This window comes from Citrobacter sp. Cpo032 (assembly GCF_030332975.1).
Classification (GTDB): Bacteria; Pseudomonadota; Gammaproteobacteria; order Enterobacterales; family Enterobacteriaceae; genus Citrobacter; species Citrobacter portucalensis.
On record NZ_JAOWGU010000048.1, the window covers coordinates 1 to 24,430 of the forward strand.

At 53.3% G+C, this 24,430-nt stretch carries 22 protein-coding genes and 1 pseudogene; 8 read left to right on the forward strand and 15 right to left on the reverse strand.

What is annotated here, in order from left to right; translation table 11 throughout:
- Positions 1-243 precede the first annotated feature (243 nt).
- Complete coding sequence (locus OGY33_RS17935; RefSeq protein WP_191238947.1) at positions 244-681, reverse strand: acetyltransferase; 438 nt, start codon at positions 679-681, stop codon at positions 244-246.
- A gap of 157 nt (positions 682-838) precedes the next feature.
- On the opposite strand from OGY33_RS17935, the gene metA reads away from it, so the two are divergent.
- The 4 genes from metA (at position 839) to aceK (ending at position 6,858) form a co-directional block, all read left to right on the forward strand.
- The gene (metA, locus tag OGY33_RS17940; RefSeq protein ID WP_003826503.1) at positions 839-1,768 is read left to right on the forward strand and encodes a homoserine O-acetyltransferase MetA; all 930 of its coding nucleotides are present in this window, start codon (positions 839-841) and stop codon (positions 1,766-1,768) included.
- 268 nt (positions 1,769-2,036) lie between these two features.
- Positions 2,037-3,638, forward strand: a complete 1,602-nt coding sequence (aceB, locus tag OGY33_RS17945; RefSeq protein ID WP_191238946.1) for a malate synthase A — start codon at positions 2,037-2,039, stop codon at positions 3,636-3,638.
- Positions 3,639-3,669: 31 nt separating this feature from the next.
- Positions 3,670-4,974, forward strand: a complete 1,305-nt coding sequence (gene aceA / locus OGY33_RS17950) for an isocitrate lyase (RefSeq protein WP_003826506.1) — start codon at positions 3,670-3,672, stop codon at positions 4,972-4,974.
- Between the two features lie 102 nt (positions 4,975-5,076).
- Positions 5,077-6,858, forward strand: a complete 1,782-nt coding sequence (gene aceK, locus OGY33_RS17955) for a bifunctional isocitrate dehydrogenase kinase/phosphatase (protein ID WP_048215152.1) — start codon at positions 5,077-5,079, stop codon at positions 6,856-6,858.
- 86 nt (positions 6,859-6,944) lie between these two features.
- Here aceK and iclR read toward each other — a convergent pair whose 3' ends face one another.
- Positions 6,945-7,769 carry a glyoxylate bypass operon transcriptional repressor IclR gene (gene iclR, locus OGY33_RS17960; protein WP_003826510.1) on the reverse strand — a complete coding sequence of 275 codons (825 nt, stop codon included), beginning with the start codon at positions 7,767-7,769 and terminating at the stop codon, positions 6,945-6,947.
- 195 nt (positions 7,770-7,964) lie between these two features.
- Between iclR and metH the strand changes: the two genes are divergently transcribed.
- Both metH and OGY33_RS17970 read left to right on the forward strand, forming a co-directional pair.
- Positions 7,965-11,648, forward strand: coding sequence for a methionine synthase (gene metH / locus OGY33_RS17965; protein ID WP_048215150.1), 3,684 nt, complete (start codon positions 7,965-7,967; stop codon positions 11,646-11,648).
- A gap of 220 nt (positions 11,649-11,868) precedes the next feature.
- Positions 11,869-13,500 carry a Na/Pi cotransporter family protein gene (locus tag OGY33_RS17970; RefSeq protein WP_048213962.1) on the forward strand — a complete coding sequence of 544 codons (1,632 nt, stop codon included), beginning with the start codon at positions 11,869-11,871 and terminating at the stop codon, positions 13,498-13,500.
- A 166-nt stretch (positions 13,501-13,666) separates the two neighbouring features.
- Here the strand turns inward: OGY33_RS17970 and pepE are convergent, their stop codons facing one another.
- The 4 genes and pseudogenes from pepE to OGY33_RS17990 form a co-directional block, all read right to left on the reverse strand.
- Complete coding sequence (pepE, locus tag OGY33_RS17975) at positions 13,667-14,356, reverse strand: dipeptidase PepE (protein ID WP_191239037.1); 690 nt, start codon at positions 14,354-14,356, stop codon at positions 13,667-13,669.
- A gap of 110 nt (positions 14,357-14,466) precedes the next feature.
- Positions 14,467-14,745 (reverse strand): addiction module antidote protein, encoded by a 279-nt coding sequence (locus tag OGY33_RS17980; RefSeq protein ID WP_032942057.1) that lies wholly within the window; start codon positions 14,743-14,745, stop codon positions 14,467-14,469.
- Positions 14,738-15,056, reverse strand: a pseudogene (locus OGY33_RS17985) (type II toxin-antitoxin system RelE/ParE family toxin). Before OGY33_RS17985 ends, OGY33_RS17980 begins: the two are co-directional and overlap by 8 nt.
- Before the next feature lie 263 nt (positions 15,057-15,319).
- Positions 15,320-15,871, reverse strand: a complete 552-nt coding sequence (locus OGY33_RS17990; RefSeq protein ID WP_060683077.1) for an AAA family ATPase — start codon at positions 15,869-15,871, stop codon at positions 15,320-15,322.
- Positions 15,872-16,146: 275 nt separating this feature from the next.
- On the opposite strand from OGY33_RS17990, the gene OGY33_RS17995 reads away from it, so the two are divergent.
- On the forward strand, positions 16,147-16,308 hold the full coding sequence (locus OGY33_RS17995) for a hypothetical protein (protein WP_233097552.1): 162 nt from the start codon (positions 16,147-16,149) through the stop codon (positions 16,306-16,308).
- 49 nt (positions 16,309-16,357) lie between these two features.
- Here OGY33_RS17995 and OGY33_RS18000 read toward each other — a convergent pair whose 3' ends face one another.
- The 8 genes from OGY33_RS18000 to OGY33_RS18035 form a co-directional block, all read right to left on the reverse strand.
- Positions 16,358-17,170 carry a shikimate 5-dehydrogenase gene (locus tag OGY33_RS18000; protein WP_191238945.1) on the reverse strand — a complete coding sequence of 271 codons (813 nt, stop codon included), beginning with the start codon at positions 17,168-17,170 and terminating at the stop codon, positions 16,358-16,360.
- Position 17,171: 1 nt separating this feature from the next.
- Complete coding sequence (gene sorE / locus OGY33_RS18005) at positions 17,172-18,395, reverse strand: L-sorbose 1-phosphate reductase (RefSeq protein WP_048215146.1); 1,224 nt, start codon at positions 18,393-18,395, stop codon at positions 17,172-17,174.
- 68 nt (positions 18,396-18,463) lie between these two features.
- Positions 18,464-19,288, reverse strand: coding sequence for a PTS system mannose/fructose/sorbose family transporter subunit IID (locus tag OGY33_RS18010; protein WP_003031641.1), 825 nt, complete (start codon positions 19,286-19,288; stop codon positions 18,464-18,466).
- Between the two features lie 11 nt (positions 19,289-19,299).
- Entirely contained in the window at positions 19,300-20,097 is a 798-nt protein-coding gene (locus OGY33_RS18015) for a PTS mannose/fructose/sorbose transporter subunit IIC (protein ID WP_003826527.1), read from the reverse strand.
- A gap of 65 nt (positions 20,098-20,162) precedes the next feature.
- On the reverse strand, positions 20,163-20,657 hold the full coding sequence (locus OGY33_RS18020; protein ID WP_048227499.1) for a PTS sugar transporter subunit IIB: 495 nt from the start codon (positions 20,655-20,657) through the stop codon (positions 20,163-20,165).
- Entirely contained in the window at positions 20,657-21,064 is a 408-nt protein-coding gene (locus tag OGY33_RS18025; protein WP_003031647.1) for a mannose/fructose/sorbose PTS transporter subunit IIA, read from the reverse strand. The genes OGY33_RS18020 and OGY33_RS18025 overlap by 1 nt, the downstream gene beginning before the upstream one ends.
- 9 nt (positions 21,065-21,073) lie before the next feature.
- Complete coding sequence (locus tag OGY33_RS18030; protein WP_008786899.1) at positions 21,074-21,880, reverse strand: SDR family oxidoreductase; 807 nt, start codon at positions 21,878-21,880, stop codon at positions 21,074-21,076.
- 69 nt (positions 21,881-21,949) lie between these two features.
- A complete protein-coding gene (locus OGY33_RS18035) occupies positions 21,950-22,903 on the reverse strand; it encodes a sugar-binding transcriptional regulator (protein ID WP_032942077.1) in 954 nt (317 codons plus the stop codon).
- A gap of 343 nt (positions 22,904-23,246) precedes the next feature.
- On the opposite strand from OGY33_RS18035, the gene rluF reads away from it, so the two are divergent.
- Positions 23,247-24,122 (forward strand): 23S rRNA pseudouridine(2604) synthase RluF, encoded by an 876-nt coding sequence (gene rluF, locus OGY33_RS18040; protein WP_008786901.1) that lies wholly within the window; start codon positions 23,247-23,249, stop codon positions 24,120-24,122.
- Here the strand turns inward: rluF and OGY33_RS18045 are convergent.
- On the reverse strand, positions 24,119-24,391 hold the full coding sequence (locus OGY33_RS18045; protein WP_003826541.1) for a YjbD family protein: 273 nt from the start codon (positions 24,389-24,391) through the stop codon (positions 24,119-24,121). The genes rluF and OGY33_RS18045 overlap by 4 nt on opposite strands.
- Between the last annotated feature and the right edge of the window lie 39 nt (positions 24,392-24,430).

A 24,430-nucleotide genomic window follows, 5' to 3' on the forward strand; every position in this document is an offset into this window, starting at 1 on the left:
TGCGGCGTACCGCCTTATCCGGCCTACAGAGGCAGGGCTGAATGTATTTTGTAGGCCTGATAAGCGCAGCGCATCAGGCAATACGTCTGCATACTGCCGGATGCGGCGTGCTGCCTTATCCGGCCTACAGGGGCTGGGCTGAATGTATTTTGTAGGCCTGATAAGCGCAGCGCATCAGGCAACACGTCTGCACACTGCCGGATACGGCATATCGCCTTATCCGGCCTACAAAAGCTAGTCCTGCTACCCGCGTACGAGGTTGAGTAACGGGTACGGTCGTCCGAGATCGTCCACCTCTGTACGTCCCGTCACGCTAAATCCCATCTTCTTATAGAATCCAACCGCCTGTTCATTCTGCTCGTTAACGTTGGTTGTTAGCGTTGAACTCATTGATAAAGCATGTTCAATCAGCAGTTTACCAACACCACTACCACGCATATCCGGATCGACAAACAAAGCATCTATATGCTGGTCGGTCAGAAGCATAAAGGCGACGGGCTCATCCTGTTCTGTCACTGCAACCCACAGAGGGGCTTCTGGTAAAAATGAACGTACCAGCTCCTCCAGCTCAATCCGATAATCCGCAGAGAGGAAATGGTGCGTGGCATCTACTGAGCGACACCAAATAGAAACTAACTTATCTCCTTCGTCCTGACGCGAACGACGAATGGTAAGGTTCATAGCATTCTCCTTTTTTCTTTACTGCACTATTCTACAGCAAGGAGCCGTGAAACTTTCTCAACTTGAGGATGCAGGCTCGACATTCGCATGATTCCTGGGTATCTTCAGCTATCTGGATGTCTAAACGTTTAAACGTATGTTGTGAGGTTATCAGGTTATGCCAATTCGCGTGCAGGACGAGCTACCCGCCGTCAATTTTTTGCGTGAGGAAAACGTCTTCGTGATGACGACATCCCGCGCTTCCGGTCAGGAAATTCGTCCACTGAAGGTGCTCATCCTCAACCTGATGCCCAAGAAGATTGAAACGGAAAACCAGTTCCTGCGCTTACTGTCTAACTCACCACTGCAGGTTGATGTTCAGCTATTGCGCATCGATGCCCGCGAGTCACGCAACACCCCAACGGAGCATCTGAATAACTTCTACTGTAATTTCGAGGATATCTGCGATCAGAACTTTGACGGATTGATCGTGACCGGCGCGCCGTTGGGCCTGGTTGAATTTAATGATGTAGCTTACTGGCCACAGATTAAACAAGTGCTTGAATGGGCCAAAGATCACGTTACCTCGACGCTATTTGTCTGTTGGGCGGTGCAGGCCGCGTTGAATATCCTGTACGGAATTCCCAAGCAAACCCGCACGGACAAACTCTCAGGCGTCTATGAGCACCATATTCTGCACCCTCATGCGCTACTGACGCGTGGATTCGATGATGCGTTCCTGGCCCCGCATTCCCGCTATGCTGATTTCCCTGCAGCGCTTATCCGCGACTACACCGATCTCGAGATCTTTGCTGAAACCGAAGAGGGAGATGCCTACCTGTTTGCCAGCAAAGACAAACGTATCGCCTTCGTGACGGGTCACCCTGAGTATGACGACCATACACTCGGCAGCGAATATTTTCGTGACGTTGAAGCGGGCTTATCGCCGGAAGTACCCTATAACTATTTCCCGAAAGATGACCCGCAAAACAAACCGCGGGCAACCTGGCGTAGCCACGGTAATTTGTTGTTTACCAACTGGCTCAACTATTACGTCTACCAGATCACGCCATATGATCTGCGTCACATGAATCCAACGCTGGATTAATCTTCTGTAGCAGACGATCCTTAAGCGTTTCAGCATATTGAATCAGGCACCTTCGGGTGCCTTTTTTATTTCCGAAACGCACCTCATCGTGTAATTAAATTTTATTTATATTGTTATCAATAGGTTAATTGATAATTAAATTAAAAATGGAAATTGTTTTTGATTTTGAAATTTAAATGAGTAGTCTTAGTTGTGCTGAACGAAAAGCGCACAACGATCCTTCGTTCGCATTGGGGATGTGTTTGGATCAATGACGAGGAACTACGCAATGAATCAACAGGCAACGACAGCCGATGAACTGGTCTTCACCAGGCCGTGTGGCGAACAGGAACAGCAAATTCTGACCGCTGAAGCAGTGGAGTTTCTGACTGAACTGGTGACAAGATTTACGCCAAAGCGGAATAAACTTCTGGCTGCACGTATCCAGCAGCAGCAGGATATTGATGACGGTAAGTTGCCTGATTTTATTTCGGAAACAGCTTCCATTCGTGAAGGTAACTGGAAAATTCGCGGAATTCCTGATGATTTACTGGATCGCCGCGTAGAGATCACCGGACCCGTTGAGCGCAAGATGGTCATCAACGCGCTGAACGCGAACGTCAAAGTCTTTATGGCTGACTTCGAAGATTCACTGGCTCCTGAGTGGAGCAAAGTTATCGACGGGCAGATCAACCTGCGCGATGCGGTCAATGGCACCATTAGCTACACCAACGAAGCGGGTAAAATTTATCAGCTCAAACCTAATCCGGCTCTGTTGGTATGTCGCGTTCGTGGTCTGCACCTGCCGGAAAAACACGTCACCTGGCGTGGCGAATCTATCCCGGGCAGCCTGTTCGACTTTGCCCTCTATTTCTTCCACAACTACAAAACGTTGCTGGCGAAAGGCAGCGGCCCTTATTTCTATCTGCCAAAAACGCAGGCCTGGCAAGAAGCGGCATGGTGGAGCGAAGTGTTCAGCTATGCAGAGGACCGCTTTAACCTGCCGCGCGGTACCATTAAAGCGACCCTGCTGATTGAAACGCTGCCTGCCGTCTTCCAGATGGACGAAATTCTGCACGCCCTGCGTGACCACATTGTGGGTCTGAACTGCGGTCGTTGGGACTACATTTTTAGCTATATCAAAACACTGAAGAACCACCCGGATCGCGTGCTGCCGGACCGTCAGGTGGTGACGATGGATAAACCATTCCTCAGCGCCTATTCGCGTCTGCTGATTAAAACCTGTCATAAACGTGGCGCATTCGCGATGGGCGGCATGGCAGCGTTCATTCCCAGCAAAGATGCGGAACGTAACAACCAGGTTCTGACCAAGGTAAAAGCGGACAAAGCACTGGAAGCAAATAACGGTCATGACGGCACATGGATTGCCCATCCGGGACTGGCAGATACCGCCATGGCGGTGTTCAACGACGTACTCGGTGAAAACAAAAATCAGCTGTTCGTGACCCGTGAAGAAGATGCCCCGATTACCGCAGAGCAACTGCTGGCACCTTGTGAAGGTGAGCGTACTGAAGAAGGCATGCGCGCCAATATCCGTGTCGCGGTGCAGTACATCGAAGCGTGGATCTCCGGTAACGGCTGCGTACCGATTTACGGTCTGATGGAAGACGCGGCCACCGCCGAAATCTCCCGTACCTCCATCTGGCAGTGGATCCACCACGAGAAGACGCTCAGCAACGGCAAGCCGGTTACCAAACCGCTGTTCCGTCAGATGCTGGCCGAAGAGATGCTGGTGATTCAGGACGAGCTGGGCGAACACCGCTACAGCAGCGGGCGTTTTGACGATGCCGCGCGCCTGATGGAGCAAATCACTACCTCTGATGAACTGATCGATTTCTTGACCCTGCCAGGCTACCGCCTGCTGGCGTAATTCACCGCATAACAATATGGAGCATCTGCACATGAAAACCCGTACTCAACAAATCGAAGAATTACAGAAAGAATGGACTCAACCGCGCTGGGAAGGCATCACCCGTCCATATAGCGCGGAGGAAGTGGTGAAATTACGTGGCTCGGTCAACCCGGAATGCACGCTGGCGCAGCTTGGCGCGGCGAAAATGTGGCGTCTGCTGCACGGCGAATCGAAGAAAGGTTATATCAACAGCCTCGGCGCGCTGACCGGCGGTCAGGCGCTGCAGCAGGCGAAAGCCGGTATTGAAGCGGTCTACCTTTCAGGCTGGCAGGTGGCGGCAGATGCCAACCTGGCATCCAGCATGTACCCGGACCAATCGCTGTATCCGGCGAACTCTGTCCCGGCGGTGGTGGATCGGATCAACAACACATTCCGTCGCGCCGATCAGATCCAATGGTCAACCGGTATTGAGCCGAACGATCCTCGCTATGTCGATTACTTCCTGCCGATCGTTGCCGATGCGGAAGCAGGGTTTGGCGGCGTACTGAACGCGTTTGAACTAATGAAATCGATGATTGAGGCTGGTGCAGCGGCCGTTCACTTCGAAGATCAGCTCGCATCGGTGAAAAAATGTGGTCACATGGGCGGCAAAGTGCTGGTTCCGACTCAGGAAGCTATCCAGAAACTGGTGGCCGCCCGTCTGGCAGCCGACGTCATGGGTGTGCCGACGCTGGTGATTGCACGTACCGATGCCGACGCAGCCGATCTGATTACGTCTGATTGCGACCCATACGACAGCGAGTTCATCACTGGCGAACGTACCAGCGAAGGGTTCTACCGTACGCATGCGGGTATTGAGCAGGCGATCAGCCGTGGTCTGGCCTACGCACCGTATGCGGATCTGGTGTGGTGTGAAACCTCCACGCCGGACCTTGAGCTGGCGAAACGCTTTGCCGATGCGATCCACGCGAAATACCCTGGCAAACTGCTGGCTTACAACTGTTCGCCGTCGTTTAACTGGCAGAAAAACCTGGATGACAAAACTATCGCCAGCTTCCAGCAGCAGCTGTCGGATATGGGTTACAAATACCAGTTCATTACCCTGGCGGGTATCCACAGCATGTGGTTCAACATGTTCGACCTCGCGCACTCCTATGCGCAGGGTGAAGGCATGCGCCACTATGTTGAGAAGGTTCAGCAGCCAGAATTTGCGGCAGCTAAAGACGGTTACACCTTCGTCTCCCATCAGCAGGAAGTGGGCACAGGTTACTTCGACAAAGTCACCACCATCATTCAGGGCGGAGCTTCCTCGGTGACCGCGCTGACTGGCTCGACCGAAGAATCGCAGTTTTGATTAATGCCCGGTGGCGTTGCGCTTACCGGGCCTACGAAGGGATGTAGGCCGGATAAGCGAACGCGCCATCCGGCATGACGTTGTGCCGGATGGGAGACATTGATGACGCGTGGCCTGGAATTACTGATTGCTCAGACTATCTTGCAAGGTTTCGACGCCCAGTACGGGCGTTTTCTGGAAGTCACCTCCGGCGCGCAGCAGCGTTTTGAACATGCCGACTGGCATGCGGTTCAGCAGGCGATGAAAAGCCGTATTCACCTTTACGATCATCACGTAGGTCTGGTGGTGGAGCAGTTGCGCTGCATTACTGACGGCAAAAGTACCGACGCGGATTTTTTACTTCGCGTGAAAGAGCATTACACCCGGCTACTGCCGGATTACCCGCGCTTCGAGATTGCGGAGAGTTTCTTTAACTCCGTTTACTGTCGGTTATTTGACCACCGCTCGCTGACTCCCGAGCGGCTGTTTATTTTCAGTTCTCAGCCAGAGCGCCGTTTTCGCACGATCCCACGTCCGCTGGCGAAAGACTTTTTTCCTGATACCGGCTGGGAGTGGCTGCTGACACGCGTCCTTAGCGATCTGCCCCTGCGTCTGCCGTGGCAGAACAAACATCGTGATATCCACTACATCATCGAACACCTGACCGAAACCCTGGGAGCGGATGTGTTGTCGGGTTGCCATTTACAGGTGGCGAACGAACTATTTTATCGCAACAAGGCCGCCTGGCTGGTCGGTAAGTTGATTACTCCTTCTGGGACGCTACCGTTTTTACTGCCAATCCACCGGACTGATGAAGGCGAATTGTTTGTCGATACCTGTCTGACCACGACGGCGGAGGCAAGCATTGTGTTTGGCTTCGCCCGCTCCTATTTTATGGTTTACGCTCCTTTGCCCGCGGCGCTGGTGGAGTGGCTGCGCGAGATCCTGCCCGGTAAAACCACCGCCGAACTGTACATGGCGATTGGCTGTCAGAAACACGCGAAGACCGAAAGTTACCGCGAATATCTGCTCTATCTTGCCCATTGCGATGAGCAATTTATTGAAGCACCTGGGATCCGCGGCATGGTGATGTTGGTGTTTACGCTGCCGGGTTTTGACCGAGTGTTTAAAATCATCAAAGACAAATTTGCCCCGCAAAAAGAGATGTCTGCCGCCCACGTCCGCGCCTGCTATCAACTGGTCAAAGAACACGATCGTGTTGGGCGGATGGCTGACACCCAGGAATTCGAGAATTTTGTGCTGGAGAAACGGCAAATCGATCCGGCGCTGATGGCGCTGTTATTGCAGGAAGCCCCGGAAAAAATTACCGATCTCGGCGACCAGATCGTCATTCGCCATCTGTATATTGAACGACGGATGGTGCCGCTGAATATCTGGCTGGAGCAGGTCGAAGGTCAGCAACTGCGCGATGCCATTGAAGAGTACGGCAACGCCATTCGTCAGCTGGCCGCCGCCAATATTTTCCCCGGCGATATGCTATTTAAGAACTTCGGCGTGACCCGTCACGGGCGTGTGGTGTTCTACGATTACGATGAAATCTGCTACATGACGGAGGTGAATTTCCGTCATATCCCGCCGCCACGCTACCCGGAAGATGAGATGAGCGCTGAGCCGTGGTACAGCGTATCGCCGGGAGATGTCTTCCCGGAAGAGTTTCGTCACTGGCTATGTGCCGATCCGCGTATCGGGCCGCTATTTGAAGAGATGCACGCTGACCTGTTCAGCGCTGACTACTGGCGCGGCCTACAGACGCGCATCAAACACGGTCACGTGGAAGATGTTTACGCCTACCGGCGTCGGCAGCGGTTCAGCGTGCGTTATGAAACCGACCGTAGGCCGGATAAGGCACTTGCGCCGCCATCCGGCAATGTGCGCCGTGCCTGATGCGCTACGCTTATCAGGCCTACAAATCTGCCCTAACCTTGGATAGCAGGCCGGGTAAGGCGTAGCCGCCACCCGGCAACCCCATCTTAGCGAAATCCACCGTACGCCAGCGTTACTTCTTTCGCCGCTTTGATCGCCATGGCGCCAAACTCGGTCACGCGATCGTCGGTAATACGCGAAATGGGTCCGGAGATGGAAATCGCAGCGAACGGCTCGCGGTGCTCGTCATAAATGCACGACGCCACGCAGCGCAGACCCAGCGCATGTTCCTCATCATCAAAGGAATAGCCGCGCTTGCGCGTCTGGGCCAAATCCTCTTTCAGATGCACTGGCGACACCAGCGTGGCGTGTGTATAAGCATGCAGGCCTTTGCGGTGCAGCAGGCCAGTCACTTGTTCTTCGCTCAGTTGGGATAAAAACGCCTTACCCGCACCGGAGGCGTGCATCGGCAGCTTGCCGCCGATAGGCGCGGACATGCGCATCAGTTGGGTGCACTGCACCTGGTCGATAATAATGGCCTGATGGTCGCTTTGATCCAGCACGGCCAGGTTTACCGTCTCACCGGAATCTTCCATCAGCTTGCGCAGGATCGGATGCACAATTGCCAGCAGATTACGGCTTTGCAAAAAGCTGCTGCCTACGATGAACGCATGCGCACCTACGGCCCAGTGGCCTAATTCACCCACCTGACGGACAAAACCCTGCTGCTGCATGGTGGTCAGCAAACGGTGAGTCGTGGAGTTTGGCAGGCCGGCCTGCTGAGCCAGCTCGGTCAGCGCCACGCTGCCGTTGGATTCCGCAATCCACTCCAGCAGCTTCAGGCCGCGGGTCAGAGACTGAACCTGCCCGGTTGCAGGCGCAGTAGCGGCGGCGGGTTTTCTACCGCGTTTCGCGGGGACAGTGGCTACCATGGCAGACTCCTTTTCTGTATCGTGGAAATCATTTTCGTTTTATTCAATTATAATGCAAGAATTCCTGTACTGATCGGATGAGTGAAGCTGAACATGTCTCATGTTGGCCGTTGTTCTCTTTTCCGCCTCTCAGGTTTGTGCCAGTATGACCTGTTGAGTTTTTTTCGGTCTGGTTGAGCGTTGTCGGGAGCGAGTGTGAGCAGCAAAGTAGAACAATTACGTCAGCAGTTAAATGAACGTATTCTGGTGCTGGACGGCGGTATGGGCACCATGATCCAGGGATATCGTCTGAGCGAAGAGGATTTCCGCGGCGAACGCTTTGCCGACTGGCCGTGCGATCTGAAAGGTAACAACGACTTGTTGGTGCTCAGCAAACCGGAGGTCATCGCCGCCATCCATAACGCCTACTTTGAGGCGGGCGCGGATATCATCGAAACCAACACCTTTAACTCCACGACTATCGCCATGGCGGATTACCAGATGGAATCCCTGTCGGCGGAAATCAACTTTGCGGCAGCCAAACTGGCGCGTGCGGCGGCTGACGAATGGACGGCGCGCACGCCGGAAAAACCGCGCTACGTCGCGGGCGTGCTCGGCCCAACGAACCGTACGGCGTCTATCTCGCCTGATGTTAACGACCCGGCTTACCGCAACATTACCTTTGATCAGCTGGTGGCCGCCTACCGTGAATCCACCAAAGCGCTGGTGGAAGGCGGCAGTGACCTGATCCTGATTGAAACCGTCTTCGATACTCTGAACGCCAAAGCCGCTATTTTCGCGGTTAAAACCGAATTTGAAGCGCTGGGCGTTGAGCTGCCGATTATGCTCTCCGGCACCATCACCGATGCTTCCGGGCGTACGCTCTCCGGCCAGACTACCGAAGCATTCTACAACTCCCTGCGCCACGCCGATGCGCTGACCTTCGGTCTGAACTGTGCCTTAGGTCCGGACGAATTGCGCCAGTACGTGCAGGAACTGTCGCGCATAGCCGAATGCTACGTGACCGCGCACCCGAACGCCGGTCTGCCGAACGCCTTTGGTGAATACGATCTCGACGCCGACACCATGGCGGCGCAGATTCGCGAGTGGGCTGAGGCCGGTTTCCTGAATATCGTCGGCGGCTGCTGCGGCACCACGCCGGAACATATCGCCGCCATGAGCCGCGCAGTGGATGGTTTACCGCCGCGCCGCTTGCCGGAAATCCCGGTTGCCTGCCGCCTTTCCGGCCTTGAGCCGCTGAACATCGGCGACGACAGCCTGTTTGTGAACGTCGGCGAGCGTACCAACGTCACCGGTTCGGCCAAGTTTAAACGCCTGATCAAAGAAGAGAAATACAGCGAAGCGCTGGACGTCGCCCGTCAGCAGGTGGAAAGCGGCGCGCAGATCATCGATATCAACATGGATGAGGGGATGCTCGACGCCGAAGCGGCAATGGTGCGTTTCCTCAACCTGATCGCCGGTGAGCCGGATATCGCCCGCGTGCCGATTATGATCGACTCCTCGAAATGGGACGTTATCGAGAAAGGGCTGAAGTGCATTCAGGGTAAAGGCATCGTTAACTCCATCTCGATGAAAGAGGGGGTTGAGACCTTTATCCATCACGCGAAGCTGCTGCGTCGCTACGGTGCCGCGGTGGTGGTGATGGCCTTTGACGAGCAAGGGCAGGCCGATACCCGCGCACGTAAAATCGAAATCTGCCGTCGGGCGTACAAAATTCTTACCGAAGAGGTAGGCTTCCCGCCGGAAGACATCATCTTCGACCCGAACATCTTTGCTGTCGCGACCGGTATTGATGAGCACAACAACTACGCGCAGGACTTTATCGGCGCGTGTGAAGACATCAAACGCGAACTGCCACACGCACTGATCTCCGGCGGCGTTTCTAACGTTTCATTCTCGTTCCGTGGCAACGACCCGGTACGTGAAGCCATTCACGCGGTATTCCTCTACTACGCCATTCGCAACGGCATGGACATGGGGATCGTCAATGCCGGGCAGCTGGCAATTTACGACGACCTGCCCGCCGAGCTACGCGATGCGGTTGAAGATGTGATCCTCAACCGTCGTGACGATGGCACCGAACGACTGCTGGAGCTGGCAGAGAAATATCGCGGCAGTAAAACCGACGACACGGCGAATGCCCAGATGGCGGAATGGCGCACCTGGGAGGTGAAAAAGCGCCTCGAATACTCGCTGGTGAAAGGCATTACCGAGTTTATTGAGCTGGATACCGAGGAAGCGCGCCAGCAGGCTGCGCGTCCGATCGAAGTTATTGAAGGACCGCTGATGGACGGCATGAACGTCGTTGGCGATCTGTTCGGCGAAGGAAAAATGTTCCTGCCGCAGGTGGTGAAATCCGCCCGCGTGATGAAGCAGGCGGTGGCGTACCTCGAACCGTACATTGAGGCCAGCAAAGAGAAAGGCTCCAGCAATGGCAAAATGGTCATCGCGACCGTGAAGGGCGATGTGCACGATATCGGCAAAAACATTGTCGGCGTGGTGCTGCAATGTAACAACTACGAAATCGTCGATCTTGGCGTGATGGTGCCCGCGGAGAAAATCCTCAGAACGGCGCGTGAAGTGAATGCCGACTTGATAGGCCTTTCCGGGCTGATTACCCCGTCGCTGGACGAAATGGTCAACGTGGCGAAAGAGATGGAGCGTCAGGGTTTCACTATTCCGCTGCTGATTGGCGGCGCGACCACCTCAAAAGCGCACACGGCGGTGAAAATTGAGCAGAACTACAGCGGCCCGACGGTGTACGTGCAGAACGCCTCGCGTACCGTTGGCGTGGTGGCTGCGCTGCTATCTGATACCCAGCGCGATGACTTTGTCGCCCGTACGCGTAAAGAGTACGAAACCGTGCGTATCCAGCATGCGCGTAAGAAACCGCGTACCCCGCCAGTAACGTTACAGGCTGCCCGCGACAACGATCTGGCCTTCGACTGGGAAAACTACACCCCGCCGGTGGCGCACCGTCTGGGCGTGCAGGAAGTGGAAGCCAGCATCGAAACTCTGCGCAATTACATCGACTGGACGCCGTTCTTTATGACCTGGTCGCTGGCCGGGAAATACCCGCGCATTCTCGAAGATGAGGTAGTAGGAGAAGAGGCGAAGCGCTTGTTCAAAGACGCCAACGACATGCTGGATAAACTCAGCGCTGAGAAGACCCTGAATCCGCGCGGCGTGGTAGGGTTATTCCCGGCAAACCGCGTGGGTGACGACATCGAGATTTACCGTGACGAGACGCGTACGCACGTCATCAACGTGAGTCATCATCTGCGCCAGCAGACGGAAAAAGTCGGTTTCGCCAACTACTGCCTGTCTGACTTTGTTGCGCCGAAACTGAGCGGCAAAGCGGATTATATCGGTGCTTTCGCGGTGACCGGGGGGCTGGAGGAAGATGCGCTGGCGGACGCCTTCGAAGCCCAGCATGACGACTACAACAAGATCATGGTGAAAGCGATTGCTGACCGTCTGGCGGAAGCATTCGCAGAATATCTGCATGAGCGTGTGCGTAAAGTCTACTGGGGCTATGCGGCGAATGAGAACCTCAGTAACGAGGAGCTGATCCGCGAAAACTACCAGGGGATTCGCCCGGCACCAGGCTATCCGGCGTGCCCGGAACACACCGAAAAAGCCACCATCTGGGAACTGCTGGATGTGGAAGCGCACACCGGGATGAAACTCACCGAATCCTTCGCCATGTGGCCAGGCGCGTCGGTTTCCGGCTGGTATTTCAGTCATCCGGACAGCAAGTACTACGCCGTGGCGCAAATCCAGCGCGATCAGGTTGAAGATTATGCCTTCCGTAAAGGCATGAGCGTGGCGGAAGTGGAGCGCTGGTTAGCGCCGAACCTCGGCTACGACGCCGACTGATTCACAAAACTGTCATCTTTCTTTACAACAAACAGGGCGCTCAATGAGTGCCCTGTCTCTTTATTACGTTTAAACCCTTATACTGAAAGGGGGCCGTTGCCGGATGGCGGCGTAAACGCCTTATCCGGCCTACATAGGGATGATTTGTAGGCCTGATAAGCGCAGCGCCATCAGGCAAATGAGCCTCAAAAAACCATAAAAATAAGGAGAACCTGATTCCGTGTTAACTCTGTTACACCTGCTTTCTGCTGTATCTATGCTGGTTTGGGGTACGCATATTGTGCGTACCGGCGTGATGCGTGTCTTTGGCGCCCGCTTGCGTACCGTCCTCAGCCGTAGTGTTGAAAAGAAGCCGCTCGCCTTTTGTGCGGGTATCGGCGTGACGGCGCTGGTGCAAAGCAGCAACGCCACCACCATGCTGGTGACCTCGTTTGTCGCCCAAGATCTCGTGGCGCTTACCCCGGCGCTGGTCATTGTGCTGGGTGCCGACGTGGGGACCGCGCTGATGGCGCGTATCCTGACCTTCGATCTCTCATGGCTATCCCCACTGCTGATTTTCATCGGCGTGATCTTCTTTCTCGGGCGTAAGCAGTCCCGCGTGGGGCAACTGGGGCGGGTTGGCATCGGGCTGGGGTTGATTTTACTTGCGCTGGAGCTGATTGTGCAGGCGGTCACGCCGATCACCCAGGCTAACGGCGTACAGGTTATTTTCGCCTCGTTGACCGGCGATATTATGCTGGATGCGCTGATTGGCGCCATGTTTGCGATTATCAGTTACTCCAGTCTGGCGGCGGTGCTGCTGACGGCCACGCTGACCGCGGCAGGCATTATCTCGTTCCCGGTGGCGTTGTGTCTGGTGATTGGTGCCAACCTCGGCTCCGGCCTGTTGGCGATGCTCAACAACAGTGCTGCGAATGCTGCTGCCCGTCGCGTGGCGCTCGGCAGCCTGCTGTTTAAGCTGGTGGGCAGTCTGATTATCCTGCCGTTTGTTCATCCGCTGGCCAATCTGATGGATGAACTGCCGCTGCCGAAATCTGAACTGGTTATCTACTTCCACGTCTTCTACAACCTGGTGCGCTGTGTGGCGATGGTGCCGTTCGCCGAACCGATGGCGCGTTTTTGTAAGCGCATCATCCGCGATGAGCCGGAGCTGGATGCACATCTGAAACCCAAACATCTGGACGTCAGCGCGCTGGATACGCCGACGCTCGCGCTGGCCAATGCCGCCCGTGAAGCCCTGCGTATCGGCGACGCGATGGAGCAGATGATGGACGGGCTGAAGAAAGTAATGCACGGCGAACCGCGTGAAGAGAAAGAGCTGCGCAGGATGGCGGACGACATTAACGTGCTGTACACGGCAATTAAGCTCTATCTGGCGCGGATGCCAAAGGATGAGCTGGCGGAAGAGGAATCGCGCCGTTGGGCGGAGATTATCGAAATGTCGCTCAACCTCGAGCAGGCTTCCGATATTGTTGAACGTATGGGCAGCGAGATTGCCGATAAGTCGCTGGCGGCGCGGCGGGCATTTTCCGTCGAAGGGTTAAAAGAACTGGATGCGCTCTACGATCAGTTGCTCAGCAATCTGCAGCTGGCGATGTCAGTGTTCTTCTCAGGAGATGTGACCAGTGCCCGTCGTCTGCGTCGCAGCAAGCACCGCTTCCGTATTCTCAATCGTCGTTATTCGCATGCGCACGTTGACCGTCTGCATCAACAGAACGTGCAGAGCATCGAGACCAGCTCCTTGCACCTGGCGCTGTTGGGCGATATGCAGCGTCTGAACTCGCTGTTTTGTTCCGTGGCTTACAGCGTGCTGGAACAGCCGGATGAAGACGATGAGCGGGATGATTACTAATGAGGACAGGTGAAATATTGCCCGATGGCGCAGTCCGGTAGGCCGGATAAGGCGAAGCCGCATCCGGCAATGTGCGCTGAACTGCCTGATGGCGCTGCGCTTATCAGGCCTACAGTTGTAGCCCGGATAAAGCGAAGCCGCCATCCGGCATCAGACAACAAATCAACTAAAAGCAGTGGCCTGCTTCAACGGCAACCGCTTCTTCACCCGCTTTAAAGATATACGTGGTGTTCGGGCCGCCGAGCACGGATTGACCGTTACTTACCTTAATCCAGTTCCCTTCCGGCAGGCCAATCACCGTCAGCTCCGGTGCCACAACCAGCAGCTCGCGGATACGCTGTTCACGCGTTTCGCCTTTATGGCCTTCCGGCAGCGCGTTGGTGAAGTGTGGGTTAATCTGCAGCGGGAACAGACCCAGCGCATCAAAACCTTTTGGATCGACAATCGGCATGTCGTTGGTAGTGCGGATGGTCTGGCAGGCAAGGTTGGAACCTGCGCTCCAGCCGATGTACAGCGCACCGCGTTTGACGACATCCACAATCGGCGCCAGCAGTCCGCGTTCGCGGCTTTCTTTCAGTAACTGGAAGGTATTACCCCCGCCGACAATCACCAGCTCTGCGTTTTCAATAGCGGCAATCGGATCGGCAATGGTATGAATACCCGTAACGTTGACACCCATTGGCGCAAAGATGGCTGCCGTTTTCGCTGTGTACTCATCCCAGGTTTGCGTCACGCCAGCGAACGGAATAAACACCGCCGTACGGCGACCATTCAGTTGTTCAGCAATCAGCGGCAGCGCATGTTCCATCCAGCCTTTGCCCGGCAGCGTCGAGTTACTCAATAAAAGCAGTTCCATCATTTCTCCATGTAATCAGAAAATTACAAACCGCGCTAATGCTACCACTATCAGGCTAACGCCTTACTGATATGGCTCACGATGTTGGAAGGGGGAGATAGAAGCTGAGGCTATTTTTTAAGTGTCAATTCAATGCCGAGTACCTTCATCACTGCAAGGGTGGTTTTCAGCGTCGGGTTACCTTTCTCACTAAAAGAGCGATAAAGCTGCTCGCGGGATAATCCCGTTTCTGCCGCAATGTTCGCCATTCCCTTAGCGCGAGCTACCACGCCCAGTGCTTTTGCAATGTATGCTGCATCGCCTGTTTCGAGGGCATCGGCCATAAACACGGCAATTTCTTCATCATCAACCAGCGCAGTCGCGGGATCGTAGTGAGTAAGTTTATTCATGGCAGAAGATCTCCTGTGAATTCAGTGTACGGGCGAGCATTTTTGCAAGAGTAATATCGTTGGTTTGTGAGCTTTTATCGCCCCCACATAACAAAATGATGATGCGGCAACCTTGCTGTTTAAAGTAAATCCTGTAGCCAGGACTGTAAGAAATGCGCATTTCGCTGACGCCTTCCCCAACAGGTTTAACATCACCAGCTTAAACCATTAGCCAGACGAAAAAGGCGTGTGGCAATGAGCGTTTTAGCTCTCCTGTCCCGTAGGTTTTGCTCCCAACGCCGGAAAACCATTGTCTGAAGAATTTCCATGATGACGTTCCATGTATTTTATAAACTACATTATGAATTGACAAGTTGAGACTAGAGAGTAAAAAAATGGGGAGTAAGGGGAAATGCTTGCTGGAGGAAACAGGAAAGTGTCTCGCAATAATACGTAGTTTTTCAGGATGCTGCGGTTGATACGAGAATCGATGATAGGGGATTGGGAGGGCTTTGTGCCAGGAGCGGAAGCTATATGTCCACTAGAATATGACAGATTCATGCATGGTGATTCACCACTACACGTAGTTGCCGTCTTAGCAGGGTTTTATCCTGGAAAGAATAAAATCCACTCGCTCTTCTACAGAAACACATGGTAATTCAATCAACTGATAGTCATACATACGGTATGTTTTTACCATTGCGTGATATGTCGCGATGGCAACATCGAAAGATTGTTTGCGCTCTGTGTCCTGTACATATATTTCACGCCAGGGTGGTGCAATAAATACGATTCGGTTATAGCGAAATTTCTCGATGGCGTTTTCCAGATGCCTCGGTATGGTAAGTTCAGAAAGACATAAATAACCTACAACATCAGGAACACCACGATCAAAGAAGCAGGGTTGTGTATGCCCTTCCGCTTCATGCCACGAACGCATTTCCCAGGATAGCATCAGCTCTGCAAATGCAGTCTGGTTGGCCCACGGTAATGCATCGCCGCCGATGTTAACCTGGTCTTGGATCACACCTCTTCCAGCTTCTTTAGAACACCAAAACCCTCGTTTTATAATCGTATCAATTATCGTGCTTTTGCCTGACCCTGGGCCACCAGTCAGAATGAATCGATGCTGAAACGCTGAAGACATTGAACTCTCCCAAACCTTCTTAGACGCGATGATTTAGCAATTGATGGCGTACTTTTTGCGTATCGTCATATTACCTGCTGATGGCATGACTAACTACGTTTTATCCCCATTTTAATGTCCGCTATTCTCTCATTTCACAGGCCGATCTACTTTATTTCTCACTCGCCGAGGCGTTCCGCCATCTTGATTGTAGCCATCTCACTACTGAAGAAAATCTGGCGCTATCGTTTGGCTGTGAAGAGGCGCTGGCAGGGTTGTACCAGACGCTGAATTTTATGGGCGAAAGCCTGCTGACCATGGCGGGTGAAGGTCAGGAACATTTTGCGTATGAGAGCATATGCCAGTTAGGACACAGTCTGGTCAACATCAGCCAGTTGATTCCCGCACTGGTGCAGTTAGAAGCGAAAGCTGACCAGCAACTGTTCGCTGTTGCATAGTACCTAAAATAGACAGAGCGCCCATCCCTGGCGCTCTGTTCCTGCTTCGTTACCCCGCCCGCGCAAATTCTGCCGCTTCGGCGATTAGCGCGTCATCCGGGCGTACGCCGGTGTACATGGCGAACTGCTCTACGGCCTGTAAGGCAATCACCTCTGCACCGCTGATGGTCTTTTTACCTAATTGCTGTGCCAGTTTGATTACCGGTGTTTCCGGCGGCAGGGCGACGACGTCAAACACCACGCTGGCGGCAGCGACCATTGCTTCGCTGTAGGCCAGCTCATCGCTCTCTTTACCGCCAGCCATGCCGACTGGCGTCACGTTGACCAGAATATCGCAGGTAATCCCTTCCGGCTGCGGTTGCCACTGGAAACCGTACTGTTTTGCCAGCGCCGGACCGCTCTCCCGGTTACGGGCGGCGACGATCACATCGCGAAAACCGGCATCGCGAAATGCAGCAATGACCGCTTTACCCATTCCACCGCTGCCGCGGATCATGACGCGTGCGTGGTTATCAAGCTGGTGGCTGGTAATCAGGCTTTTTACCGCAATGTAGTCGGTGTTAAATCCTGTCAGCGTACCGTTGTCATTGACAATGGTGTTAACGGAATCAATGACTTGTGCGGAAGGATCGATGGCATCCAGAAACGGCATGCAACTCTCTTTAAACGGCATAGAGACCGCACAGCCGCGAATCCCGAGTGCGCGAACGCCTTTCACTGCGGCCTCAATATCCTGCGTAGTAAAGGCTTTGTAGATAAAATTTAACCCTAACTTTTCATATAGATAGTTATGAAAGCGTGTGCCAAAGTTGCCGGGGCGACCGGCAAGCGACATGCACAACTGGGTGTCGCGGTTAATCATGTTAAATTTCCTCGGCGTGAGACAATATGTACTGTTCGGCTTCCTGCGACCAGATCCCCTGATGACGCTCCAGGATATCGCGCAAGGCCGGATCGTCAATCTGGGTGAGCGCAGTTAACGGCAATGCTTTTCCGGTGTAAACCAGTTTTTTACCCCCACCGACTTGCGGCAGTTCCAGCGTTGTTTCACCTGCCGCATTCAATCCCAGAATGTGTGTCACCACTTTTGCCGCCTGAACTTTCTTCTCTTCGATCAGTTTTACCGCCGTGCGCATGTCGTCGGTATTGCCGCCAGATGTCCCAACATAATGGGTGAAGGCATAGTGCACGTCGTAGAAGTTAATCGGCGCGCTAAACTGCTTATCCTGCGGACCGGCAAAGAAGTTCATGCAACCATCAGCAGCCAGCAAAGAAGAGGCCAGCGTAACCAGCTGTTCGTTGGGCACAAAAACAAAGATGTCATCAAACCCGTGTCCGCCGCTCAGCGCCATCAAGGTGTCATAACCCGCATCCTGGGCGTGGAGATAATGGATCAACGTTTGTGGTTCTGATGGATAGTGCTTGCGGGCGTAGTTCAACTTGTCGTTATTGGTGTCGGTCACCACCAGCAGCGCCGGGTTAACCGGTCCATGCAGTGCATAGTCGATCGCCAGTAGTCCCATTGGCCCGGTACCGCCGAGGATTAACGTGCGCCCCTGCGGACGAATGCCCATCTTGTGGTTATACGTGCCTTCCTGTAGGTGATAGTTGGCGTTGAATGCGCCAATCACGCAGGACAGCGGCTCAACCAACGAGCCTTCAAAATAGGTTTCACCTTCGTAGGCTAACAGGCAGTCCTGCTCCATGACTTCATCAGGAATGATAACGTGAGTGGCTTCACCGCCTACCCACGGGAAGGAGTAGCCGGGGCAGTCCGGGCGATCCGGCAGTTGCAGGTTAGCCTGAATGACATAGCGCTGGCCGGGCTGAAACTTATGCTGCCATTTTTTGCCTACGGCAATAATATCGCCACAAAACTCGTGGCCGATGATGATCGGGTTGGTAGCCACATCGTCCGGCACCTTTTTGTGGTTCTCGCCCTGGTTAGCCTCTTTCCAGGAAGAAAGGCACAGGCTGTCGGTTACGACTGAGGCCAGAATTTCATCGTCCTGCATTTCAGGAAGATCGAAGGTTTCCAGGCGCAGATCGCGTTTACCATAAAGGCGTAAAGCTGTTGTTGTTTGCATTGTTACCACCTCTTCCTCTTTCGAGGACTATTTGTTGAAGTAGCCCCGGCATCGCCGGGGCGAAAAAATCAGGACAGGAAGCCCAGCGCGTTACCGATAATTCCCAGCGCAAACAGGGCGAAGATCAGCCATACCGGGTTAATTTTCTTGTTGAGCAGACGCACCATCAGCAGCGTCAGACCCAGCGCCAGCAGGCCGGGGCAGAGTTGGTCGAGAATGTTCTGCACGGTCATGGTGACGGTGGTGCCGTCTGCGCCAGGCGTTTGCGATACCACCAGCGGCACGTTGATGCTGGTCCATTTGGTGACCAACACCCCCATGACAAACAGGCCGAGAATCGATGCGCCTTCGGTCAGTTTCTGCAGCAGGTTGCCGCCCATGTCGCTGACGATATTGACCCCTTTACGAAAGCCAAGCTGTAAGCCGTACCACTTCATGGCAAGACGTACTGCATTGAAAATAAAGAAGAACAATAGTGGGCCGAGAATGTTTCCGGACAGCGCCAGCGATGCGCCGAGCGCGGCGGTAATCGGGCGCAATGTTCCCCAGACCAACGGGTCGCCAACACCGGCCAGCGGGCCCATCAGCCCAACTTTGATGCCGTTGATGGCCCCGTCGTCAATTTCCGCACCATTAGCGCGAGCTTCTTCCATCGCGGCGGTCACGCCAATCACCGGGCCGCACACGGCAGGCGTGGTGTTGAAAAACACCAGGTGGCGTTTGAGTGCTGCAACCTGGTCCTCTTTCAGCGGATACAGGCGCTTGATGGCAGGGATCATGTCGTAGCAAAAGCCCAGTCCATGAATGCGTTCAAAGTTGAATGACGCCTGTTGCAGATTGGAGCGAACAAACATGCTAAACAGGTCAGATTTGGTCAGTTTTTTCTGTTCCATGGCTGGCTCCATTAGTCATCAAGCTGATCGAGAGCTTGAGAAGAGGCGGGTTGCGCCTGCGGTTCGGCTTTACGCCACTGTGGGTTCAACTGGATGTAGACCAGCGCGATAATCACGCCAACCCCACCGAAAGCCAGCAGGCTCAAATCGAGATAACCCCCAGCGATAAACCCGAGGAAGAAGAAGGGCATCAGGTACTTCACGCCCATCATGCGCAGCACCATGGCGTAGCCGACCACCACGATAAAGCCACCGGCAATCTGCAATCCGCGGGTGACGAATTCCGGAATGGCGTTGAGCATATTGCTGACCATATCGGCGCTGACAAACAGCGAGACGATTAATGCAGGGATGGCAACGCGCAGCGCCTGTACGCCGAGAGCGGAAACGTGCAGCATGTCGATGGTGCGAAAGCGGGCGTCTTCGGCTGCTTTATCCGCCGCGTGCTGGAACACCACGGTGATGGTACGGGCGAATACCGTCAGCACCTGACCTGCCGCCGCGACTGGCAGGGCGATGGCGATACCGGTAGCAATGCTTTGCTGACCGACGATAACCAGAATGGCGGAGATAATACTGGCGAGCGCCGAATCGGGAGACTGCGCTGCGCCGACGTTCATCCAGCCAAGAGCGATTAACTCCAGCGTGCCGCCGAGCATAATCCCGGTTTTTAAATCACCAAGGATTAGGCCGATAACGGTACAAGCAATTAGCGGACGGTGGGTCTGGAACTCATCCAGCACGCTGCCCATTCCGGCAATACAGGAAAATAGGAATATGGCGATAATTTGTAGGGTACTTATTTCCATAATATGTCACCTTGTGAATGTGATCATCCCTGCCTGTTAAAGCATAAGTACACAGGCATTTTTATTTATTCAGCGAACGATTGTTCTTCTATTTTTTCGAGAATATTAATAGATGGATCGGATGCGACAACGCGTAAATCCAGCGTAACACCCAGTTTATCTAACTCACGAAACGCATTAATGTCGTCGCTGTCTAAAGAAACGGCTTTGGTTAATTGTTTTTTACCTGGTCGCCAGGCCATGCCGCCAATATTTAACGTGGCAATTTTTACCCCTTGTTTTACCATTGCTAATGCATCCTGTGGACGGGTAAATAGATAAAAAACGGTTTCGTTCTGGTATTGCGGATTATGGTAAACAGCGACCGCCTTTTCGATATTAACGACGTTCACTTTCATTCCCGGTGGGGCAGCCTGACGTAATAATGTGCGACGTACTTCATCGTTATAAACGTCGTCATTACAGATAATAATCCGTTGGGCATTCGCCACCTTCGACCAGACGGTGGTGACCTGACCGTGGATCAGGCGGTCATCAATACGAGCAAGGGTAATGTTCATCAGAAATCCTCTTCGGCCGTTTCCAGATGCTTCCAGACGACACAGGTTTGTTGAGCAATGGTCGTCAGGTGTTCGCACAGTTCATCCACATTCATACTGCTTTGGTTGTCTACCAGTTCCAGCGCCAACGGCAGTGATAACCCGCTAATGACCCGTATCGCCGGATTGTGCATCGCCAGCGTCGCGGCAGCATTCCAGGGACTGCCACACTGTAAATCGACGGCAATCAGCCATTCATCGCCAGTGTGAATACTTACTAACTTTTTTAGCTTTTCCACAATGTCGCTAGCGTTCTCTCCGGGGACAAATGCCACGGCTTCAACGTTGGCATCACCGTAGACCATCTGTACCGATTCCAGCATGGCGCAGGCCAGTTTGCCGTGAGCACAGAAGATTGCATTGACCATAAAACCTCCTTAGCCGCGCGTTTTTCCGCCCGCAATGTTAGTGGTTACTCCGGTGATGTAACTGGCGCGCTCAGATAAAAGATAACAAACAAAATCAGCGACTTCGCTTAAGCGCCCTGATCGACCAATCGGGATCGCGTTCTTGGTGTAGCCCTCGCGCAGCTGTTCGACGGTGATGTTGCGGGTCCAGGCCAGCGCTTCTTCATACTCGGGGGTCCGCAATCCGGTTTTTTCCAGAATGCCAGGTGCAATACCAACCACGCGGATGCCGTGTTTGCCCAACTCTTTCGACCAGGAACGGGTAAAACTATTCAATGCGGCTTTGGTCGCGGCGTAACAGCTTTGACCTTCAGAACCTTCCAGTCCGCTTTCGGAAGAGACATTCACAATCACGCCGTTACGCTGTTTTACCATTTGGCGTGCCGCTGCCTGCGACATTAAGAACACACCTTTCTGGTTGATATTAACCATTTTTTCGAAAGCAGCTTCGTTGAGTTCGTATTGCCCGGCGGGTGCTTTTTCATCGACCAGCAGACGCGGAAAATTAACGCCAGCATTATTTACCAGCCCATCAATACGTCCGTAGCGTTGGATAATTTCAGCGACAGTATGATTAACCTCTTTGGCACTGGAAATATCCGTTGGCCAGAAATGATACCCGTCATGGCTATCGTATTTACCTTCTCCACCATGAATATCTGCCATTTGTACATTAGCGCCTTGCGCTAATAACTCTTCGACAATCGCCAGACCAATTCCGGATGCACCACCGGTAACAATAATGACTTTGCCCTGCAAGTTTAACCACGTTTGCATAATAAACTCCCGATTCAGATAAGGGGATCCCACATAAAATTAATTATGGCAGGACCAATTAGAATTTATTTACTTCAACAATAATTCAGCGGTATGACTGTTGGTGACTAAACAGTTAATATAATTCCCACGTAATGCGCCTAATATCCCACTGTATTTTTCTTCACCCATTGCAATGCCAATGGAGTAACGCGCCTGTTTTAATTTATTGGTTTCGATGGAGAGCGTCTTTTCACTCATATTGGTCTCTACGGTTACACCGTTGATATCGTAAAAGCGCGAGCAAATGTCTCCGGCGACCTGGCGGGCATGCAGGTCATCACTCTCTTCACTGCCGTAAAAGGCGTGCCAGTTGGCGCCATCACGTATCGCCGGAGATCCAATCCCGACCAGCGCGATGTCCAGATTATCCCAGTACGCAGAAATCGATTTAAAATGTCGTGACTGCATGATCCCGTTACGGATCAGCGGGTTTTCCAGCAGTGCCGGGAAATCTGCCAGGTGTGATTCCCCTTTGAGCTTTGCCGCAGCGCCGTAGGTCAGCGTATTGACGTGGTAGCGGCTTTCAAGCTTGCCGGATGGTCCGCCGATAATCGGCACACAGATCAGCTGGCGCGACTGGCTGGCAGGAGATAATCCTTCCACCAGTCCCCGTACCGCGCGGCCCCATGAGAACCCGATAATGTCCCCAGGTTCCAGTAAGCGTTCCAGCAACTGTGCGCCATGTACGCCCATCATATTAAGTTGTTCATCTTCCTGCTCGCTATCGCAGGAGACTACGACCGCCTCTTTCAGGCCAAATTTCTGTTTTAGCTGCTGTTCCAGCCACAGATTTTCGTTGTAGTCGTAATTAATGGCGATGGTGACGATACCCTGCTCGCGTCCACGTTTTAGTAACCGGCTGATCGTGGTGCGATAAATACCCAGCTCGCGGGCTATTTGCGCTTGTGTCATATCCTGTTCGTAATACAGCTGCGCTATTTTTACGATCAGGCGGATATCATCGCTGTTTTCCGTCGCCATTTTTTGACTCCTGCACATTTGTGCAAATCACGAAATTGCCTTCTTGATCTGATATAACCCCATCTGTTCTCCATCTCAAAGCTATTTTCACTTATTTCAGCGTCCTGAAATGACCGATTGTGTTGCACATTTGATGTGGTGATGGCGCGTTGTCGGCACAGATGTGCATGCCTCTCTAATGTATTGATTCTGCTTGTTTTCACTCAACAAAATTGCAGGGATGGATCGCTGACACTTTTGTGTCAAAAGGTGTGACGGATCACAAATAGCGCGTGGACAGTCGAACACGATTATTTTTTATCGTCCGCAAGGTAGGGTATATTTCGCTGTCAAAGGAGAAACTATGCTGCCCGACTCATCCATCCGATTAAATAAATACATCAGTGAAAGCGGAATCTGCTCGCGCCGCGAGGCGGATCGCTTTATCGAACAAGGGAATGTCTTCCTGAATGGTAAACGCGCCACCATCGGCGATCAGGTGATGCCTGGCGACGTCGTAAAAGTAAATGGTCGGTTGATTGAGCCGCGTGAAGCGGAAGATCTGGTTTTTATCGCGCTGAATAAGCCGGTAGGGATTGTCAGCACCACCGAAGACAGCGAACGCGACAACATTGTTGATTTCGTGAATCACAGCAAGCGCGTGTTTCCAATTGGTCGTCTGGACAAAGATTCTCAGGGACTTATCTTTCTGACCAACCACGGCGACCTGGTGAATAAAATCCTGCGTGCCGGTAACGATCACGAAAAAGAATATCTGGTGACGGTCGATAAGCCGGTCACTGATGACTTTATCCGTGGTATGGGGGCCGGTGTGCCCATTCTCGGTACCGTCACCAAAAAATGTAAGGTGAAGAAAGAAGCGCCGTTTGTGTTTCGTATTACGCTGATTCAGGGGCTTAACCGTCAGATCCGTCGTATGTGCGAACACTTTGGCTATGAAGTTACCAAGCTTGAGCGTACGCGTATCATGAACGTTGGTTTATCTGGTCTGCCGCTTGGTGAATGGCGCGACCTGACAGATGACGAACTGATCGATCTGTTCAAGCTGATTGAGAACTCGTCCTCAGAAGCCAAACCGAAGGCGAAAGCGAAGCCAAAAACCGCAGGCATTAAGCGTCCGGTGGTGAAAATCGAAAAATCAGCGGAGAAAGAGAAATCGCGCCCGGCGGCAAACGGTAAGCGTTTTACTTCGCCGGGACGTAAGAAGAAGGGACGTTAACGTCTGCCGCGCGTCGGCGTATTTGCTGACCAGGAAAACGATGCTTCCGCATCCGGTTTATAGGCCTGCTTTTTCTTCAACTGGCGGGCTTTTTTAGCTTCTGCTTCGCGCAAGGCCATCAGTTTATCGATGTACTCTTTCTTGATGCTGTTGGTCTCTGCGTTGGTCAGCAGGCGACCATGCGCAATGCGCGCGCGGTCGAGCAGCGTTTTCAGTTCACGCTGTTCGCGCTCGGTCATCTCTTTTTGGGTAATGCGGGGGAGTGCCATAAGGGTGCCCTCTGTTAGCCGATATCCTCAGTGTACGGT